This window comes from Fictibacillus sp. UD (assembly GCF_043558025.1).
Classification (GTDB): Bacteria; Bacillota; Bacilli; order Bacillales; family Fictibacillaceae; genus Fictibacillus.
On the sequence record NZ_JARUHH010000002.1, the window covers coordinates 476,007 to 492,496 of the forward strand.

General features: G+C 38.5%; 15 protein-coding genes. 6 read left to right on the plus strand and 9 right to left on the minus strand.

Annotation, left to right across the window (positions count from 1 at the left end):
- Window positions 1–20: 20 nt before the first annotated feature.
- The 6 genes from P8610_RS06125 to P8610_RS06150 all read right to left on the minus strand — a co-directional run bounded on the left by P8610_RS06125 (window position 21) and on the right by P8610_RS06150 (window position 8,670).
- Window positions 21–2,897 carry an ATP-binding protein gene (locus P8610_RS06125; protein ID WP_394603557.1) on the minus strand — a complete coding sequence of 959 codons (2,877 nt, stop codon included), beginning with the start codon at window positions 2,895–2,897 and terminating at the stop codon, window positions 21–23.
- Window positions 2,890–3,255, minus strand: coding sequence for a response regulator (locus P8610_RS06130; protein ID WP_394603558.1), 366 nt, complete (start codon window positions 3,253–3,255; stop codon window positions 2,890–2,892). Before P8610_RS06130 ends, P8610_RS06125 begins: the two co-directional genes overlap by 8 nt.
- 244 nt (window positions 3,256–3,499) lie before the next feature.
- Window positions 3,500–4,579, minus strand: coding sequence for a hypothetical protein (locus tag P8610_RS06135; protein ID WP_394603559.1), 1,080 nt, complete (start codon window positions 4,577–4,579; stop codon window positions 3,500–3,502).
- Window positions 4,576–6,009: a glycosyltransferase family 2 protein gene (locus tag P8610_RS06140; RefSeq protein WP_394603560.1), complete on the minus strand. Its 1,434-nt coding sequence runs from the start codon at window positions 6,007–6,009 to the stop codon at window positions 4,576–4,578. Before P8610_RS06140 ends, P8610_RS06135 begins: the two co-directional genes overlap by 4 nt.
- A complete protein-coding gene (locus tag P8610_RS06145; RefSeq protein ID WP_394603561.1) occupies window positions 5,993–7,045 on the minus strand; it encodes a HEAT repeat domain-containing protein in 1,053 nt (350 codons plus the stop codon). Before P8610_RS06145 ends, P8610_RS06140 begins: the two co-directional genes overlap by 17 nt.
- Entirely contained in the window at window positions 7,045–8,670 is a 1,626-nt protein-coding gene (locus P8610_RS06150) for a GGDEF domain-containing response regulator (protein ID WP_394603562.1), read from the minus strand. Before P8610_RS06150 ends, P8610_RS06145 begins: the two co-directional genes overlap by 1 nt.
- Window positions 8,671–8,978: 308 nt before the next feature.
- On the opposite strand from P8610_RS06150, the gene P8610_RS06155 reads away from it, so the two are divergent.
- Window positions 8,979–10,259, plus strand: coding sequence for a serine dehydratase subunit alpha family protein (locus P8610_RS06155; protein ID WP_394603563.1), 1,281 nt, complete (start codon window positions 8,979–8,981; stop codon window positions 10,257–10,259).
- A 156-nt stretch (window positions 10,260–10,415) separates the two neighbouring features.
- Here P8610_RS06155 and P8610_RS06160 read toward each other — a convergent pair whose 3' ends face one another.
- Window positions 10,416–12,029 carry an MDR family MFS transporter gene (locus P8610_RS06160; RefSeq protein ID WP_394603565.1) on the minus strand — a complete coding sequence of 538 codons (1,614 nt, stop codon included), beginning with the start codon at window positions 12,027–12,029 and terminating at the stop codon, window positions 10,416–10,418.
- 11 nt (window positions 12,030–12,040) lie between these two features.
- Complete coding sequence (locus tag P8610_RS06165) at window positions 12,041–12,925, minus strand: TetR/AcrR family transcriptional regulator (RefSeq protein WP_394603566.1); 885 nt, start codon at window positions 12,923–12,925, stop codon at window positions 12,041–12,043.
- Between the two features lie 156 nt (window positions 12,926–13,081).
- Here P8610_RS06165 and P8610_RS06170 point away from each other — a divergent pair, with 156 nt between their 5' ends.
- Genes P8610_RS06170 through P8610_RS06190 form a run of 5 tightly spaced genes read left to right on the plus strand, consistent with a single transcriptional unit; the run spans window position 13,082 to window position 15,718 of the window.
- Window positions 13,082–13,885 carry a phosphotransferase family protein gene (locus P8610_RS06170; protein WP_394603567.1) on the plus strand — a complete coding sequence of 268 codons (804 nt, stop codon included), beginning with the start codon at window positions 13,082–13,084 and terminating at the stop codon, window positions 13,883–13,885.
- A 5-nt stretch (window positions 13,886–13,890) separates the two neighbouring features.
- Complete coding sequence (locus tag P8610_RS06175; protein ID WP_394603568.1) at window positions 13,891–14,310, plus strand: hypothetical protein; 420 nt, start codon at window positions 13,891–13,893, stop codon at window positions 14,308–14,310.
- 13 nt (window positions 14,311–14,323) lie between these two features.
- A complete protein-coding gene (locus P8610_RS06180; protein ID WP_394603569.1) occupies window positions 14,324–14,713 on the plus strand; it encodes a VOC family protein in 390 nt (129 codons plus the stop codon).
- A 4-nt stretch (window positions 14,714–14,717) separates the two neighbouring features.
- Window positions 14,718–15,182 carry a hypothetical protein gene (locus P8610_RS06185; RefSeq protein WP_394603570.1) on the plus strand — a complete coding sequence of 155 codons (465 nt, stop codon included), beginning with the start codon at window positions 14,718–14,720 and terminating at the stop codon, window positions 15,180–15,182.
- A gap of 17 nt (window positions 15,183–15,199) precedes the next feature.
- Entirely contained in the window at window positions 15,200–15,718 is a 519-nt protein-coding gene (locus P8610_RS06190; RefSeq protein WP_394603572.1) for a hypothetical protein, read from the plus strand.
- A gap of 108 nt (window positions 15,719–15,826) precedes the next feature.
- Here P8610_RS06190 and P8610_RS06195 read toward each other — a convergent pair whose 3' ends face one another.
- On the minus strand, window positions 15,827–16,306 hold the full coding sequence (locus P8610_RS06195; RefSeq protein ID WP_394603612.1) for a nucleotidyltransferase family protein: 480 nt from the start codon (window positions 16,304–16,306) through the stop codon (window positions 15,827–15,829).
- Window positions 16,307–16,490: the final 184 nt, after the last annotated feature.

A 16,490-nucleotide genomic window follows, 5' to 3' on the forward strand; every position in this document is an offset into this window, starting at 1 on the left:
TCTATCTGCAGGCTTTCGTATTAATCGTTCGTATGACTTGGTTCTTCCGGTATTAAGATATGTCCGTTCTTTTCCTTATTCAACATCACTTGCAGGATGGATGACGTCAACTGGCTTGTCTGATACGGTTTGATCAAGTACCCTGCTGCACCTAAATTAAAGCCTCTTTGCTTTTCATCAAGTGCTGAGGAAATAAAGATTGGAATGTCCTTAGTGATCGGATTACTTTTTAGTGATTCGATCACTTGCCAGCCATCCATTTTACCTTCTAGTAAAATATCAAGAACAATCGCTTCTGGCTTGGTTTCTTCAACCATCTTCACTGCATCTTCACCCGTGTTAAACTGTGCGATATGAAATCCGTGCTCCATTAACTCTTCCGTTATCAGCCCTGCGAGGTGCCTGTCATCCTCAATGATGATGATATCCACCTTTTGTCTCTTCGTCTGAGTAAGAGAGGCATTCACATACACATCATCAATCACCGGGAACATTACGGTAAACGTACTTCCTTCACCTAAGTTAGATTCAACGGAAATATGACCTTGGTGTACTTTAACGATCTCTTTAACGATGGCAAGACCAAGTCCTGTTCCGCCGATCTTCCTGCAGTCAGAGTTATCCACTCTGTAGAATTTCGTAAACAGATTACCAATTGCAGATTTAGGAATTCCGAGGCCTTCATCTTTTATATCTATGATTAGATGATTTTCATTATTGCGTAATGTGACCAGAACTTTTCCGCCTTCAGGTGAATATTTTACAGCGTTTGAGACCAAATTCATGAACACTTGAGAAAGCTTGTCTCGGTCACCGAATACCGATAGCTTTTCCGTTTGTACATCTATTTCAAACACATGTTTATCACTATTCACTCTTTGTATGTCGATCACGTCCTGGATAATCGGCAAGACAGAATGATACTTTTTATCGAACTCTTGGTTTCCGCTCTCCATTTTCTGAACGTCAAGAAAATCGTTTATCAGTGAGGTCAGCCTGAATGCTTCTTTGTGAACGGTCGTCAAATATTTCTTTTGACGTTCTGGCTTTAGTTCACGCGTAAGCATCAATTCTGTAAAACCTAACACACTCGATAAAGGCGTACGCAATTCATGGCTTACCGTAGTAACGAATTCTGACTTCATCTGGTCTACTTCGAACTCTTTTGTAATATCACGATACACAATGACCGTTCCCAGCTTCTTATCATTTTGAACAAGGCTTTCGGAATAGATTTGAATCATTCTTTTCTCTTCCCCGTCCATTTCAAAAATATAAGAAATACCGGTCTCGTTTTTTTCGTGTACAGCATTCTGGATAAAAGAGATCAAGTCATGAGCGGAATGAACCCTTGACTTAAGATGCTTGCTCCACTCTTCATACTCCATACTTGTTAATTGGTCTGGATCGTCACAGCTCATGAGTTCACAAAACTTTTGGTTCGCTTGAATAATAGTGCCATCATTATCAATGAGCTGAATGCCCTCATGTATGCTGTTCATTACATTTTTAATGGTAATTCGTTGCTTTTCACTGTCTTCATACAGATTCAATTTTTCAAGAGAGAGTGCCACTTGTCTTGCAAGACCTTGGTATTCTGCAATCTCATCACACGAATAAGAAGAACCGATTCGTGTGATGACCATTACAGCTAACAATTCACGTTTTCCTGAGAAGATCGGTATATATAGATCACCTGATTTGAACGTTTCTTCAATATATCCTTTTTCTGAAACAAAACTGTCTCTCATTACTTGATAAGATAAAGTTGTATCTTCTATGCGAGCGAGCATTCCCGATTCTGGAAAATGAGATAAAAACTGATTTTGTTCGCTTTGTGATACCCCGACCGAAGCAATATCGTTTTCATTAACAAACCAGATTAATCCTTTGCTCGAATAAGTGATTTCTACCATGTTTTCCACAATGCTTTTTAACAGAGACTTTTTATCCAATGTATTTGAAATGGAATGAATAAACGAATTCATCCTCATCAGCATTTTTTCATTTTGTTCCGTAGTAGATAGAGCATTTCGAAGCTTTTCCTGCTGTTCGTTCAATTCATCCTGCTGAGCAGCAAGCTCTTCGTTCTGTGCGATTAATTCCTGCTCGTTGTCTTGAATGCCTTTGATCATCTTTTCAAACGCTTTAGACAATACACCGATTTCATCGAGCCGGTCGGTGTAAGGAATTTGACTTACATGTTCACCCTTTGTAATCTGTGCTGAAACATCTGCAATTTCTCGCAACGGGCTTCCAAATCGTTTAATCATCATACGAATCAATCCTAAAAAGGCAAGAACCATAAAGATTAGAAACGAAAAATAGATAAGCTGACTCATGCTTGTTTTTTCATCTTTTGTACTGTACGTTCGGTCAATGTCTTGCTGAATATCTTTTTCAAAATTCTCTAAGGATGCGAGCACATCATTCACTTTTTGTGTCCCGCCATCCTCTTGAGACATTTTAATAATTTCATCAATCTGTCCGTTTCTCCTGTATTCAATGGCTTTGGGCAGCAGCTCATTGAAATAGCTGTCTGTAAACGATGTTACATTTATTAAAACTTCTTGGTCTCTAGTAGACTTGTATTCCTTCTCAAACGTTACGAGATCTGCCTTAATTTCATCTTGCTTATCTCCAATGCGTTGAATAAAAGTTTCAGAGCCGAACGCAAAAAAACCTCTAGAGTCAAACATGATTGCGTTTAAGTTCTCTTTCAAGTTAGACACAAAATTTAATTTTTCTTGTTCTTCCGAAATTTCTTGATCAAGGGAGTTCGTTAGGTTTATATGATAAAGTCTAAGCGACACCATTCCAGCAAGAAGCAAGAAGACGAACACCAGATTGATGATAATTACTTGTCTGCCAAGACTTCTTCTAAAGTAGTTACTCACCTAAAATCTCTCCTATCGTTTCAAGGAGCTGCAGAGGACTGAACGGCTTTGACATAAAATAATCGGCACCAGCTTCTTTTATACGGTCACGATCTGATTGCTGATTTTTGGCAGAAAGAATCATTATCTTAATTTCCTTTTTCATCAATACGTTTCTTGTCTTTTCCACCACTTCCAACCCTGTCAGATGGGGCATCATATAATCTAAAATCACCAGATCATAATGATTTCTCTGGATCATTTCGTATGCTTCTCGACCGTCAGATGCTTCATCGATGACGTATCCTTCGTCCTCTAATGTATCAAGAACGAGCATTCTTAAGATTTCCTCATCTTCAGCTAAAAGAATTCTCGTCATACTTTCACTCCCCCGATCCTTTTACATACATTTTCATATGTTTTTTGCATGCTAAGTGAATCATAACCTTTGCTACCGTTTTTTCACCTGGTTGAATTCGCTATCCAACTAACAAACTCAAAGCTTCTTTGCAATCATTAAAATTTTTATGAATCTATTTGATTTCTAAAATCGGTTCGCATATATACATATCGGCTGTCGCGCGTTACATGTAAAGCTATTAAATGATCATTATTAGCAGGACTTAGTTAATAGGGTGACTGATTCTATCACCATTCAGAATCGATTTCATTAACGGCAAATATACTTTCCAATAAAATGTACTTCCCTGTCCGTCATCAAGAGTAATGTGCTGTTTGATCCAACTCAATCCCCAAGTTTGAAAAAGGTTCGGAAGTTCTGCTTGATCTGCATAATCTCCTGCAAAATATGTGGAACTGTATAGAGTGTTTTGATGATGAACGACGGCTGGAAATGTTAATGGAATTTGATACTTGTTTAATTTGTTCTCCCCTGAATCTGTCAGCTTCAGTTGATAATTAGCCATCACTTCTGCCTCATTAAGCGGGCTTATCACATCAAACCAATAATGATAAGGTACAGCCGCATCCAAGCCATACATCTCTTCACCCTTTTTTGAAAATGAAAAAACAGTTCCTTTTTGCTTCATGTCTTTAGAATCTAAAACTAGCATCTTGCCGTTTTCGTGAGCAAACAGTATACCGTCGTCTTTAAAATTCCATTCTCCATATTGTTCCTTGTAATTACTCTTCACCCATGACGGAACTTCCTTACCATTTAAATCTAAAAAATAACGACCGATCCAACCCGTCCATTGAACGTTTAACAGCTTGGAAATCCCTTCACGCGCTTCTTTGCCAGTAGGACTTGCAAACGTGTTAAACTCTGCAATTAAATCGGTGCTTCCTGACATAACCGTACTCCGAACATTCTCCACTTCTTTCGCTGTCAAGCCCCCGTCTACACGGTAGTTGTTTTGATAATCGACAACTTCAACCCCATAACTGTCAGCAACATACAAAAGCTTCGGCAACTCTTTTTTTGTAAAATGGGGTACCGTTCGAGAAAAATCACTCTGCTCATCATACTGCTCACCATTCTGTTTCTGTATTTTCAGATGGTTAAGCGCCCATATTAGACCACTATGTTCTCTATATGATTCGTTTTGTATCGTCTTATCCACGACCAAAACATCCAATGATTTGGATTGCTGAACCTGCCAAACCCAAAATGGAGAAGTTATGAGTGCGGTAAATAGGAAAATATACAGCAAAAGCAGATGTTTCTTTGTTGATTCATTCATTGTGAGATTCCCCCGGATATTCCTTTTCGCTTCATTTCTCCCCACGATTTTTTCCCGCGAATAGCTTGAACTAATCCTTGGCAGCGCCACACAACCGTCAGTGGTCTGTACCATAATGTTTCTGTCAGTGAATAGGCGAACAACTTCACAATATCGGATATTTTAGGGTACTTTCTTAAACTCCACTCTTCTAATATGACTGCTCCCATTGAGGAAAGTGCACTGATCAGAACAGACAGCAGGAAAAATATTATAGCCATTTCAATATAGATTCCCCCTAGGAATAAGGAAAGCATCACAAACAGATAGCCACATAATTCCACAACAGGGCCAGCGAGTTCAATGAGCCAGAAATAAGGCAATGAAACCATACCGATTGAGCCGTACCTTGGATTTAATAGCATTTTCTTGTGAATCCATAAACTATCATACAGCCCTCTATGCCAGCGGTTTCTTTGTCGATGCAAATATTTCAGCTCATCAGGTGCTTCAGTCCAGCAAACGGGGTCTGGTACATAAACAATCTTTTTGTTCTCTTTTTTGTCTTTAATAAGCCGCTGCAGCCGTACGACAAGCTCCATGTCTTCTCCAACCGTATCCCGTTTATAACCGCCTGCTTCAATCACCCACTTTTTCGAGAACACACCAAAAGCACCAGAGATGATGAGCAGCCAGTTATAGCGGCTGAGCCCGATTCTCCCCATTAAGAACGCACGCAGATATTCAATAACCTGCATGATTACAACAGGATTCTTCGATAAACCGATTCTTTCCACCTGACCTTCATGGATGTCGCAGCCATTTGCAATCCTAATGCTTCCTCCTGATGCGATAACCGTTTCATCAGAATCAATAATGGGTTTCATAACTTTTAGAAACGCATCACGTTCTAAGACAGAATCGCCATCTAACGAGCAAAAGTAAGGATAGTTTGAAACATTTAGTCCGGCGTTTAACGCATCCGCTTTCCCGCCGTTCATCTTGTCTACAAGCCATAAATTCTGGTATACAGAAGATTGATAAACACCTTTTACTAACTGGGTTTCGAGCCTTGTTTGAATTACTTTTCTTACTTTCTTCATCTGAAAATGCTCAATAACCGTTTCTACTGTGTTATCACGTGAGCCATCGTTTACCACAATCACTTCATATTCAGGATAATTGATGCTGAGTAACGATCGAACACTGCCTATGATACCCATTTCTTCGTTATAAGCTGGGACGATAATTGATACAGGTTTTGTATAACTAGCATCCATATAATCTTCATATCGCTCAAAGGAATCGATACTTTCTTCTCTTTTTAATTGAAAAGCTGCTAAAACAAATAGCAGTCCGTAAAACAAAACAACTCCAGACATGTAAAACAAAATAAACCAGCCAAAGATTCGAACGATATCGAGCCAAAACTGACTAATAACTGTAACCATCTTCAATTCCTCTCTCGATCCATTCAGATGCCATGTCCCTGGCAAATGGGTCGTCACTTGTAAAACGGATATCATATAACCTTTCAAGCCCGTCCGTATAACTTAAAAAGGCTTTCGCTGCTTGAGCCCTAACCATCCAAGATGAGTCCTTGATCAGGATATCTAGCACGTCGAGTCCGTTGCGTACGCGTGTCTTGCCGATCACTTTAGCTGCCATCAAGCGTTCTTCCCATTGTTGTGATTGAGCGAATCGTTCAACAATCAAGGAATCCGACAGAAAACCGACTTCTCCGATCGCTTTCATAGAACGAATTCTTATCTCAAACTGCTTATCATCTAGCTGCCCTTCTAAAAAATGAACAAAATCTAACTTTTTTTGGATGCCAATGATATCTATAATTGCAAGCTGCAAGTTTTCAGGATAGAGGTGATAATCACTTACAATCTGGCCAAACGCAATGTCATCCATCCGGTTGATAATACTTCTGTACTCCAATACGGAAAAGGGTACTGATATGTATTGAAACAGAGCAGATAAAGAATCATTGTTTGAGTATGCTAAACAACGGAAGATGATTAACTTCTCATCTTTCGTAATTTTATAATCTTTTATCATTTCTTTTAACACTTCATTAAGAACCGTCATTCTAAATCCATCGATCTTATACAATACATTCATTCTGCTGCTCCACTTATTACGGCGAAGAATAGATTCATATCTACTTTTGAATAGCTCATCAGCAAGTTGAGTGATTTTTTCTTTTCCTTCTCCTTCTAGAACCGTCGAATAATTCGTTAAAAGCCGCTCAATTGCAGTGAATTTTACGCTTGAATCTGGAAGAAGGTGTCGCGATTTTTTATCTTGGTACAAATAGCCGTATATTGTGCCGTGTATATGATCCATATATTTTTGAATGTGTTTTTCTTTGCGAATTTCCAAGGCTTTTTTTATCACCAGATAGAGAAACATAATCGTTAATGCACAGAGTAAGATTGCAGCAGCCCACACTAAACGTTCAATTTCTTGTGACAGCATTATTTCACCCTCTGTACGAGTACTTTAATACGAGCCTCAAGTTCACGGATGCTGAACGGTTTTGTAAGATAATCGTCTGCACCTAAGTTAAGCGCACGTACGATATCGGCTTCCGCTTTTCTTGCAGTCAGCATAAGAATGGTGTAGCGGCTTCTGTCTGGATACTGACGGATTTTTTGCAGGATCTCTATCCCGTCCATTTTTGGAAGGACACCGTCCAGAATGATTAGAAACTCGTCATGTGTTTTATGCCAAGTATCTTCAAAAAACGTAACACCATCTTGATAAGTTTGCACTTCGAGTTCGTACTTCTCGACCTCGAACTCTTTAAAAAAGCTTTCAAGCATTTTTCGAATTACATCAGAATCATCTATTACCGCCACTTTAAGTTTGCGCTTTTTCTCTATTTGCCCCTGGGCCGTTTCCACCCTTGCTCTTCCATTTTCTTTTGCTGCATATAGTGCTCTGTCCGCTACATTTATAGCATTGGAAAGGAGCGTCGTATTTGAAATTTCAGAAATCCCAGCAGAAAATGTTATAGAAAAAGAATAGTTATCGTAAGAAAATGGGTACACTTTAACCTGTTCCAATAGACGAGACACAGTTTGTTCAGCCTCTAAACTAGATGTATATGGCATGAGCACGATAAATTCCTCACCGCCGTACCGAATAATTACATCCTGTCTTCTTAACTGCGCACGAAGAAAGACAGCAAAATCAACTAAAACTTGATCTCCTGCTGAGTGGCCATAAGAATCGTTTATCTTTTTAAAATGGTCCAGATCTAATATGGCAAGTGTAAAAGATATCTTTTTCCTTTCATGCTCTGCTGACATTCTCATATAAATGTCATTTAAAAATTTTCGATTAAAGACTTTCGTAAGTTCATCTTTCATGAGTGATTCTTTTAACAACTTCCTTCTTGCCAACTGACGCTTTATCCTCACCAAAAACTCATCATTTTCAACTGTTTTCTCCATGAAGTCATCAGCCCCAAGCTCGTAAGCTTGTAATCTCGCTAATTTGTTGTTAGTGGTACTCATCACAATGACAGGTATCAATTGATGAGAAATAGACTCTCTTATCTGCTTCAAGAATGAATATACTTCTTTTTCATGGAGGGTATGATCGATGACAATACAATCTGGCTGCAAATCATACACCATCGATATTGCTTTATCAGCTGTTTGAGAAATAAAAACAGACCATCCAAGTTTCTCAAGCTCTTCTTTTAGATCAATAAGATATGAAATGTCTGGGTCTACAACTAAAATAAGTGGCTGATCTTCGTTATCATCAACGGTCTGCGGAGATTTTTGCGAAGGTACAGAATTGCTAATAAGCAACTTTTCATCGGTAAGTAAAGCTGTAAGCGGTCGAAGAAAAATCATCACATCGATCGGTTCCCAGTTTTTATCTTCTTCTTTATTCAATTGGTTCATGAGTGCAGCACCTTCCATTGACACTTCATGAAGGGAAATTGTTCCGGCAGTTCCCGTGATCGTGTGGACAAACTGATATAAATCCTTATTTTGAATCACAGTTTTACTATTTTTCCATTCTTCTATTTGACGATTGATTTTCGTTTGCAGCATCAACTGGTATTTTTTAATTTTTGGTTCCATTAGAAAGCTCCTTACAAAGGTGTTAAGATTACTCATTTATAATAATTTTAAATTAAGTGAATGAATAGTATTTTAGAACATTTTTACAAAAAAGTTCCTTCGTTCCCACTTTTGCAACTTGAACTAAATAAAGAAGATATAAATCCTGTCATTTGATGAAAATTGATGGCTAATTGCTTATTTTATTCGCCAGTGCTAACAAGTAACAGGAGAAAAGCCTTAAATATTTAAAAGATTTACCTCTTTCTTTTTCCCCCTTTCACCCGTTATTCTAAAGAAAGAGATTATAAGAGATGGGGTTGAAAATCATGATTATCGAAAAGATATACGACCTTTTGGAAAAAGAACTCGTTGTGGCGCTCGGCTGTACAGAACCTGTTGCGATCGCACTTGCTTCAGCAACTGCTAAACAATATGTTGATGGTGAAGTAACAGGGATCTCAGTTAAAGCGAGCGGAAACGTCATCAAAAATGCTTTATCTGTAGGTATTCCAGGCATGAATCATACCGGAATCGATTTTACAGCGGCTCTTGGTGTGATTGCAGGTGACCCGGCGAAAGAGTTACGTGTACTAGAAGGAGTGACGAAGAAAGACGAAGATCATGCTATATCGCTCGTTCGTGAAGATGTTGTTTCAGTTTCTACAGCTACAGGAACTGAAAAATTATATATAGAAGTTGAACTGAAGTCACAGACCGATCAAGCTGTTGTGATCATATCAGGTGATCATACGAATGTAAGCTACATTTCTCAAAACGGAAAGGTATTGGTTGATCAATCAAAACAAAGTTCATCTTCATCGCCAGCAAATGATCCTTTTCCGGAGCTATCCATTGAAAATCTTTATTCCTTTATTTCTGACGTTCCTCTGGACCGACTGGATCTTGTTAAAAGAAGTGTGGAGTTGAACTCTGCAATCTGTGAAGAAGGCCTTGCTAACGAATACGGATTAAAAGTCGGAAAAACACTGTACGACCAAACAAAGAAAGGCATTCTCTCAGACGACCTTGCCACCTATAGCATGGCGCTATCAGCTGCAGGTTCTGACGCGAGAATGGCTGGCTCCACTATGCCTGTAATGGCGAACTCCGGCAGCGGTAATCAAGGGATTGCTGTTACCATGCCCGTTGTGGCAGCCGCTGAGAAATTAGGTGTATCAGAAGAAAAAATGCTGCGTGCTGTGACGTTAAGTCATCTTCTATCGATCTATATGAAGTCAAAATTCGGACGATTATCTGCGCTTTGCGGTGTAACAGTTGCGGGTGCAAGTGCCTCGGCTGCCATAACCTACTTGCTGGATGATAACCTGGATAAAATGAAAGCTGCCATTCAAAACACATTAGGCAACGTGAGTGGAATGGTATGTGACGGAGCAAAAGCCGGCTGCGCCATGAAGGTGGCGACGTGTTCGAGTGCAGCTGTTCAATCCGCTATCCTTGCGTCAAACGGATTGTGTATCCCCTCAACGAACGGTTTTATTGAAGAAGATGTAGAGCAGACGATTGAAAATTTCTGCCGACTTGGGAATGAAACTTCGAGTACTACCGATTCCGTTCTGTTGGATATGATGGTGAACAAACAGCGCTAAAAATTGAAATAAAGTAAAAAATCAACACAAAGTAGTATGATATCAACAATATCTTGTAGGTATCAACGTAAATTTGTCTGATATCAACAAACTTAGGACATATCTCAACAATCGAAAAAAAAGAGCTGATCAACGCGATCAGCTCTTTTCATTTTACTATTCAGTTGCTAACTTATTAGATGACATTTGCTCATCCTCATTGCCTAGCTCTTCTGAATCAACAGGCTTTTCTTTTACGATGCGGCTCTTCCCTACCGATAACGCCACAACAATTCCAATCGCAATAAAGATCAGCCCTGTTAAGAACACGCTTGAGAAAGATGTTGACCACACGTCTTTGATCGCTGCAATTACAGGTGTTTTTAACTCAGCAGGTAATGGCAATAGTTCCGGATTGATCAAGATTCCAAACATCGCGTCTGTTTTTTTCCCGATTTCTTCGAGCGCTTTTCCGAGAATCGGATTAGATGCACTGCCGGCTGCATCACTCATTTTATCTGTAAGCGAATGGTTCATTACGGCATTTAAAATCGTAATCCCTATCGTACCACCGATCGAACGGAAGAAAGTTGATGCTGATGTTACTTCACCAAGCTGAGATTTTGGAAACTCGTTTTGCACCGCGATCATCAATGTTGGCATAACTAGACCCATACCAAAACCTAGAACGACCATGTACGCGTAAGCTGTAAATTCATTTGAATCCACATTCATTGTACTCATAAGGAAGAATCCAACAGCTGTAATCATCATACCTGCTGTGAGTACAGTTCTAAACTTAAGTTTTAATAGTAGCCGGCCACCGATAATACTTGCTGTGATAAGCGCGATCATCATCGGCGTCATTGTTGATCCTGCTTTTGTCGGGCTAACGCCTAAGATTCCTTGCATGTACATCGGTACGAACATGATGGCACCAAACATACCTAGACCAAGTAAAAATCCTAAGATGTTCGTTGTTGCAAACACTCTGTTTTTAAAGAGTGAAAGATTTAAAATCGGTTCAACAGCTCGTTTTTCAATAAAAATAAACAATGCTAAAAGGACGATAAATCCGCCGAATAATAGGTAGCTTGTTGTTGACTGCCATTCAAATTTATCTCCGCCAAAAGTAAGACCTAAGAGCAGCAAGACAACCGCTGGAATTAATGTGAAGATACCAAAATAATCAATGTTTACTTTTCCTTTTGCAGCTCTAACTGTTTCGTTCTTCATGCCGATTACAATCATAGCTGTAGATATAATTCCAAATGGTACGTTGATTAAGAAGATCCAATGCCAGCTGATGTGATCTACCATAAGTCCACCTATAAAAGGACCGATTACAGAACTTAATCCATAGATTGCACCGAACACTCCTTGCCATTTCGCACGTTGTTCAGCTGTAAAAATGTCTCCAATGATCGTTTGTGATAGAGGCATGATCATTCCTCCACCAATCCCTTGAAGACCACGATAAATAATAAGTTCTTCCATCGTGTATGCTGTTCCACAAAGTGCAGAACCTAAAATGAAAATGAAGTTCCCAAGTAAATAAAGTTTTCTTCGTCCGTAAAGGTCAGAAAGTTTTCCTACGATTGGAACGACAGTTGTAGATGTAATCAAGTATGCGGTCGTCACCCAGGCAAAGATCGAAAATCCGTTCAAATCTGCAATAATCGTCGGCATCGCAGTACCAACAATGGTTTGTTCAAGTGCACTAAAGAACATCCCGATGATCAGACCCGCTAATATGAGTTTTGTGTTTAACGGTTTTTGTGCTGTTTCCATATCTATTCTCCTTATAAAAGCTGAACGTTCAATACTTTTGCGATTCGTTCTCGCTCTTTTTCAATTCGTTTAATTCCTCGTAAATTGGCGAGCATGCCTTGAATGAGCATCTTTTGCGGCTGCTCTTTTTTCATTTCTTGCCCGATGAAATCAAGAACTTGAAAATAATCATTTCTCAAATCTTCGGAGATTAATTCTTGATCTATTAAATCCTTCATATTGTTAAGTAATTCTTTCACTTCTTCTTCAATGACTTCTTTTTCTGTCCATGGCTTTAACTTTCGATCCATGACTTGTTTGTCAATGATAGGAGCTCTTTTCGTTTGTTGAATCCCCTTAATTACATCGTCAAACCTTTCCATTAGATAAGAAGCGAAATTCTCTAAATCAACAGGCTCTTCATTGAACATAAATGCACGGATGAATGACTGCTTCATCCCTTCACAGATCGTGATGATATCCGCTAAGTACGGTTTGATCTCTACACCATAGATTTGTAAAAAGTGGTTCTCATACCACTTTGACATCTCAAAGAAATTCTTGCGAATAAAAAGCTGAATGCCTTTAATAATGGATGCGTTCTGCTCACGAAAATGCATCTGCATAAACGGTTTGTGTGCCATATAATTTTCAAGCTGCACCTTCAACTGCTTTTCCATCCGTTCTTTCGGGCATAAATCTTCACTTACTTGCTGCATGCCGGAACGCATTTTCTCACTATAATAATCAAAAATCTCTATAATTAACTCATCCTTAGATGGAAAATACGTATAAAATCCACCTTTTGAAATATTAAGTGCCGTTGCGATCTCTTGCACGGTAGTTGCATGAAATCCTTTTTCAGCAAACATCTCAATGGCTTTCTCTATGATTTCAACTCGTTTATCTTTTTTCATTTTTCACCTCTTTGACCGACTAGTCATTCAATAACATACGCTAGTATATCCCGTTTATGACCAGTCAGTCAAACAAAATATTTATACATTTATTACTTGGAAATATGTGCTAGAATTATCCATATATAGAAATTGAAATAGAGGAGTTCACTAGACGTGAAACAATTACATGTGATTGGTGAAGGAAGTACTGCGCAAATCGTAGCCCTTTCCCCCGAAAAAGCGGCAAAAGTCTTTTATGACCACGTACCAGGTCATGCTATTGAACATGAATATATAATCGGTAAAATAATCAGCGACTTAGGACTTCCGGTACCCTTTGTATATCACGCCGAACAAATTTCAGAAAAAAGAGCGCTCATTTATGAAAGAATTAATGGTTCCACTGTGACGAGTTTATTCAGCAGTCACCCCTGGCAAGCCATACACCTATTGAGACGTATGGCAAAAATTCAAGTAAGTGTTCATGAAAAAAAGCTTTCTTCCCTACCCGCTCAACGAGACGTCCTATTAAGAAAGATTGAATCTGTTCATGAACTGAATAACGATGGTAAAAGAAAAATATATCAGCACCTAGAAAAACTGCCAGATGGTGAATCTTTATGTCACGGTGATTTTCATCCAGACAATATCCTGCTCTCTAAAAAAGGCCCTATCATAATCGACTGGGCTGATGCTACAAGAGGAAACAGAATAGCTGATTTAGCTCGCACTCTGCTCATCTTACATTTTGGCGGTTTATCCGAGGATCCATCTTCACTAAAATTCAGAACGATTTTATATGTACGCAAACTTTTAGCCAATTACTATAAAAATAGCTATAATAGACATTACGCTTTTTCAGAAGATTCGTTACGAAAGTGGATGCTGCCCATCGCTGCAGCGAGGTTGAGTGAAAAGCTTCCACAACACGAAAAAAAGCAGTTAGTATACCTTGTTCAAACTTTACTTAAAGGATGAATGCTTTGAAAACTAAATATTTGCTGATGCTATTTGTGTTGTTAACAACCGGCTGTAGCGATCCATCTCCATTACGATCAAATATAGAGGTACAAATCAACCAAGCATTCGAAACAAAATTTGGATTGATTGACCAGGTGATTATAAAAGATCTTAAGAAAAAAGAAACCGTAACCGTATTGAATCCTGAACTTTTTTCGAACAGCCTAGGCAAAATGAAAAAGATTGATACACACTCTCTCAAACCTGATTATTCGTTTTTTCTTAAGACCTCAAAAGAATCTGAGAAATACAGCAGAGAACAAACAGAGGCAACACTTCTTTACAATGCTAAAAAAGAAATAATCTGTACTGAAAATAAAAATGTCTGTTATGAAACTTCTGACTCGCTTAGAACGTTTTTAGAAGACAATACTATTAAGTAAAGGAGAATTACATATGATATATGAAATGACTGTTCAAGTTCGTGTTGCTAACATGACTGAAGGACAGCGATATTATGAAACGCTGCTGAACCGTCCACCAGACTTCAATCCACATGATGGATTCGCAGAATGGGAACTGCTTCCTAACTGTTGGCTGCAGGTAGCAGAAGGAACTTCCACAGAAGGAAACGGGCCGATTCGTTTAGGTGTTATGGATCTTGATGGTGAACGAACACGTTTGATTAAGGATTTAAACATTGAACACTTTGAGATTTTTGAACGCGATGAAGTTCCTGTAAGATGGGCTACTTTTTCAGATCCTTGGGGAAACCGCTTAGGATTGTTTGAATACAAAGATGAAGAAGCTACGTATGAAAAGCTTCAACAGGCAGTAAGGAGATAGATTTATGAGAGTCATCGTTTCATCCGTAATATCCGTGCTTTTTGGCGCGTTATTCTTTTTTGCTATTCCTGGTGGAAACCCGCTAGAGCTTAGAACGCAGAGTGTGTTATTCGGTCTATTTTTTGGAATTATTACAGCACTTCCTTTTTTTCTTTTTTGCACACTTCCCGTAGCCTTTATTATCGAATCATCCAAAGATAAAATGAGATTGAAATTTCGATTTCACTTGCTTTTATATATTGCACTTAGTGTCATTTTTCTTCTCATCTATCGTTTCACCATTTTCTATTGGGCAAAGTTTGAAGGACTCAATACGTTTGCCGTCTTTGAATATGGAATCACTTGTTCAATTGGATTTTGTTTGAGTTACGCTTTGTTTAAACCTAGAAAAAGAAGAGAACCAAAGGAACCTAAAGAGCCTACTGATCCATCAAGTCCTAGAAGATACAGAAGTAAAAGTACGGTTTAAGTAAAGGAGCTATGGGGATGAGGAGAATAGCAGTAGTATGTTCTGTTATTATCTTAGTTTTATTGTTGGTTTCAAATTGGTTTTATCCATTTTCATCAATTAGTTTAAATAAGACCTTGGTGTACAATGCGGATAACATAATCGTCGATGATTATCAGAAAGAGCTGAAGCAGTTTAAGAAAGATTATGAATCTGAAACTTCAACAACTAAGAATGATCCCACTTTCAACCGCATGCCATTTATTCTTTCTGTGTACGAACAACCATGGCTGTTAAGCAAAGGAGATACAGCTATTTCAAAAGACTCGCTAGATCGAATGTTAGCTGAAGTAAGAGAGTCGAGAGAAATAATCCTTCTCCTGGCTTTTGAAGAAAATTACAATATAAGTACGAAATCCTACTTAAAAATGCTGTTAGACCAGACGCTCTCACTCGAAGAAGAGATTCAGACCGTTCAACAATCTAATATGAATACCCGAAAAACACTGGACCGACAGTTTCGAAACCTGCATGTACATTATATTTCTAATTTCTAGCTCTTAACGAATTTTCACGAAGAATATAGGAGATCCCAGAAAAAAGCTTGAGCCACCTGCTCAAGCTTTTTACTATTCTGTAATTTTTACTTTGTGCCAGGTTGTTTCCTAATTCTTGTTTTTAACACGTTCTCGATACTTGTTTCTTCTTTCTTCTGTTTGTTTATACATGTCAGTTGGTCTCACTTCCATATGTAAAACATCATGCAGTCCACACGGTGCAGCTAAGATCACTTCATCCTTGTCACCCAGTGTAACCCCGAGAGCCGTCACGGTTTCAGGAAACTTAGAAATAGCATCAACTGTTGATGTATAAGGCTCAAAATCATGATTTACGATATGCATTCTTGCTTCATTTTTAACAGACCATGGTAATCCCGGCATTGCCCTATGAAGCATGCCTTCGTAAACTTTTTCATTCTCTTTCTGAATGTTATTGCGATCAAAATATACGACATCAATATCACCTAATGATGTCCTTTCTTCAAAATCATGCAGCGTGTCCCAAACTTTAGAACGAACAAACCCTGCACATATCCACCAGTCTGGTAAATCTAGTGTTTTGGCAGCTCGTAAAACACTCATCATCCAGTCATCTTTTTCAATTAAATTGATTATGTATTGTTGTTGATCCAACGGTTCATCCACTCTTTTCTCTTTATTAATTAAGGATACTACAACAACCGAAGCAAATAAATTCCACACACTTCATTGATCATATCATTGACAAAATCAAGTACAGCATAATATGATAATAGTAACTTCATAACTC

Bases quoted from the DNA above. Each gene is read 5' to 3' on its own strand.
- P8610_RS06155 (WP_394603563.1), top strand. From the start codon at position 8,979: ATGATTATCGAAAAGATATACGACCTTTTGGAAAAAGAACTCGTTGTG.
- P8610_RS06130 (WP_394603558.1), bottom strand. From the start codon at position 3,255: ATGACGAGAATTCTTTTAGCTGAAGATGAGGAAATCTTAAGAATGCTC.
- P8610_RS06135 (WP_394603559.1), bottom strand. From the start codon at position 4,579: ATGAATGAATCAACAAAGAAACATCTGCTTTTGCTGTATATTTTCCTA.
- P8610_RS06160 (WP_394603565.1), bottom strand. From the start codon at position 12,029: ATGGAAACAGCACAAAAACCGTTAAACACAAAACTCATATTAGCGGGT.
- P8610_RS06145 (WP_394603561.1), bottom strand. From the start codon at position 7,045: ATGCTGTCACAAGAAATTGAACGTTTAGTGTGGGCTGCTGCAATCTTA.
- P8610_RS06140 (WP_394603560.1), bottom strand. From the start codon at position 6,009: ATGGTTACAGTTATTAGTCAGTTTTGGCTCGATATCGTTCGAATCTTT.
- P8610_RS06180 (WP_394603569.1), top strand. From the start codon at position 14,324: ATGATATATGAAATGACTGTTCAAGTTCGTGTTGCTAACATGACTGAA.
- P8610_RS06165 (WP_394603566.1), bottom strand. From the start codon at position 12,925: ATGAAAAAAGATAAACGAGTTGAAATCATAGAGAAAGCCATTGAGATG.
- P8610_RS06185 (WP_394603570.1), top strand. From the start codon at position 14,718: ATGAGAGTCATCGTTTCATCCGTAATATCCGTGCTTTTTGGCGCGTTA.
- P8610_RS06150 (WP_394603562.1), bottom strand. From the start codon at position 8,670: ATGGAACCAAAAATTAAAAAATACCAGTTGATGCTGCAAACGAAAATC.
- P8610_RS06190 (WP_394603572.1), top strand. From the start codon at position 15,200: ATGAGGAGAATAGCAGTAGTATGTTCTGTTATTATCTTAGTTTTATTG.
- P8610_RS06195 (WP_394603612.1), bottom strand. From the start codon at position 16,306: ATGATGAGTGTTTTACGAGCTGCCAAAACACTAGATTTACCAGACTGG.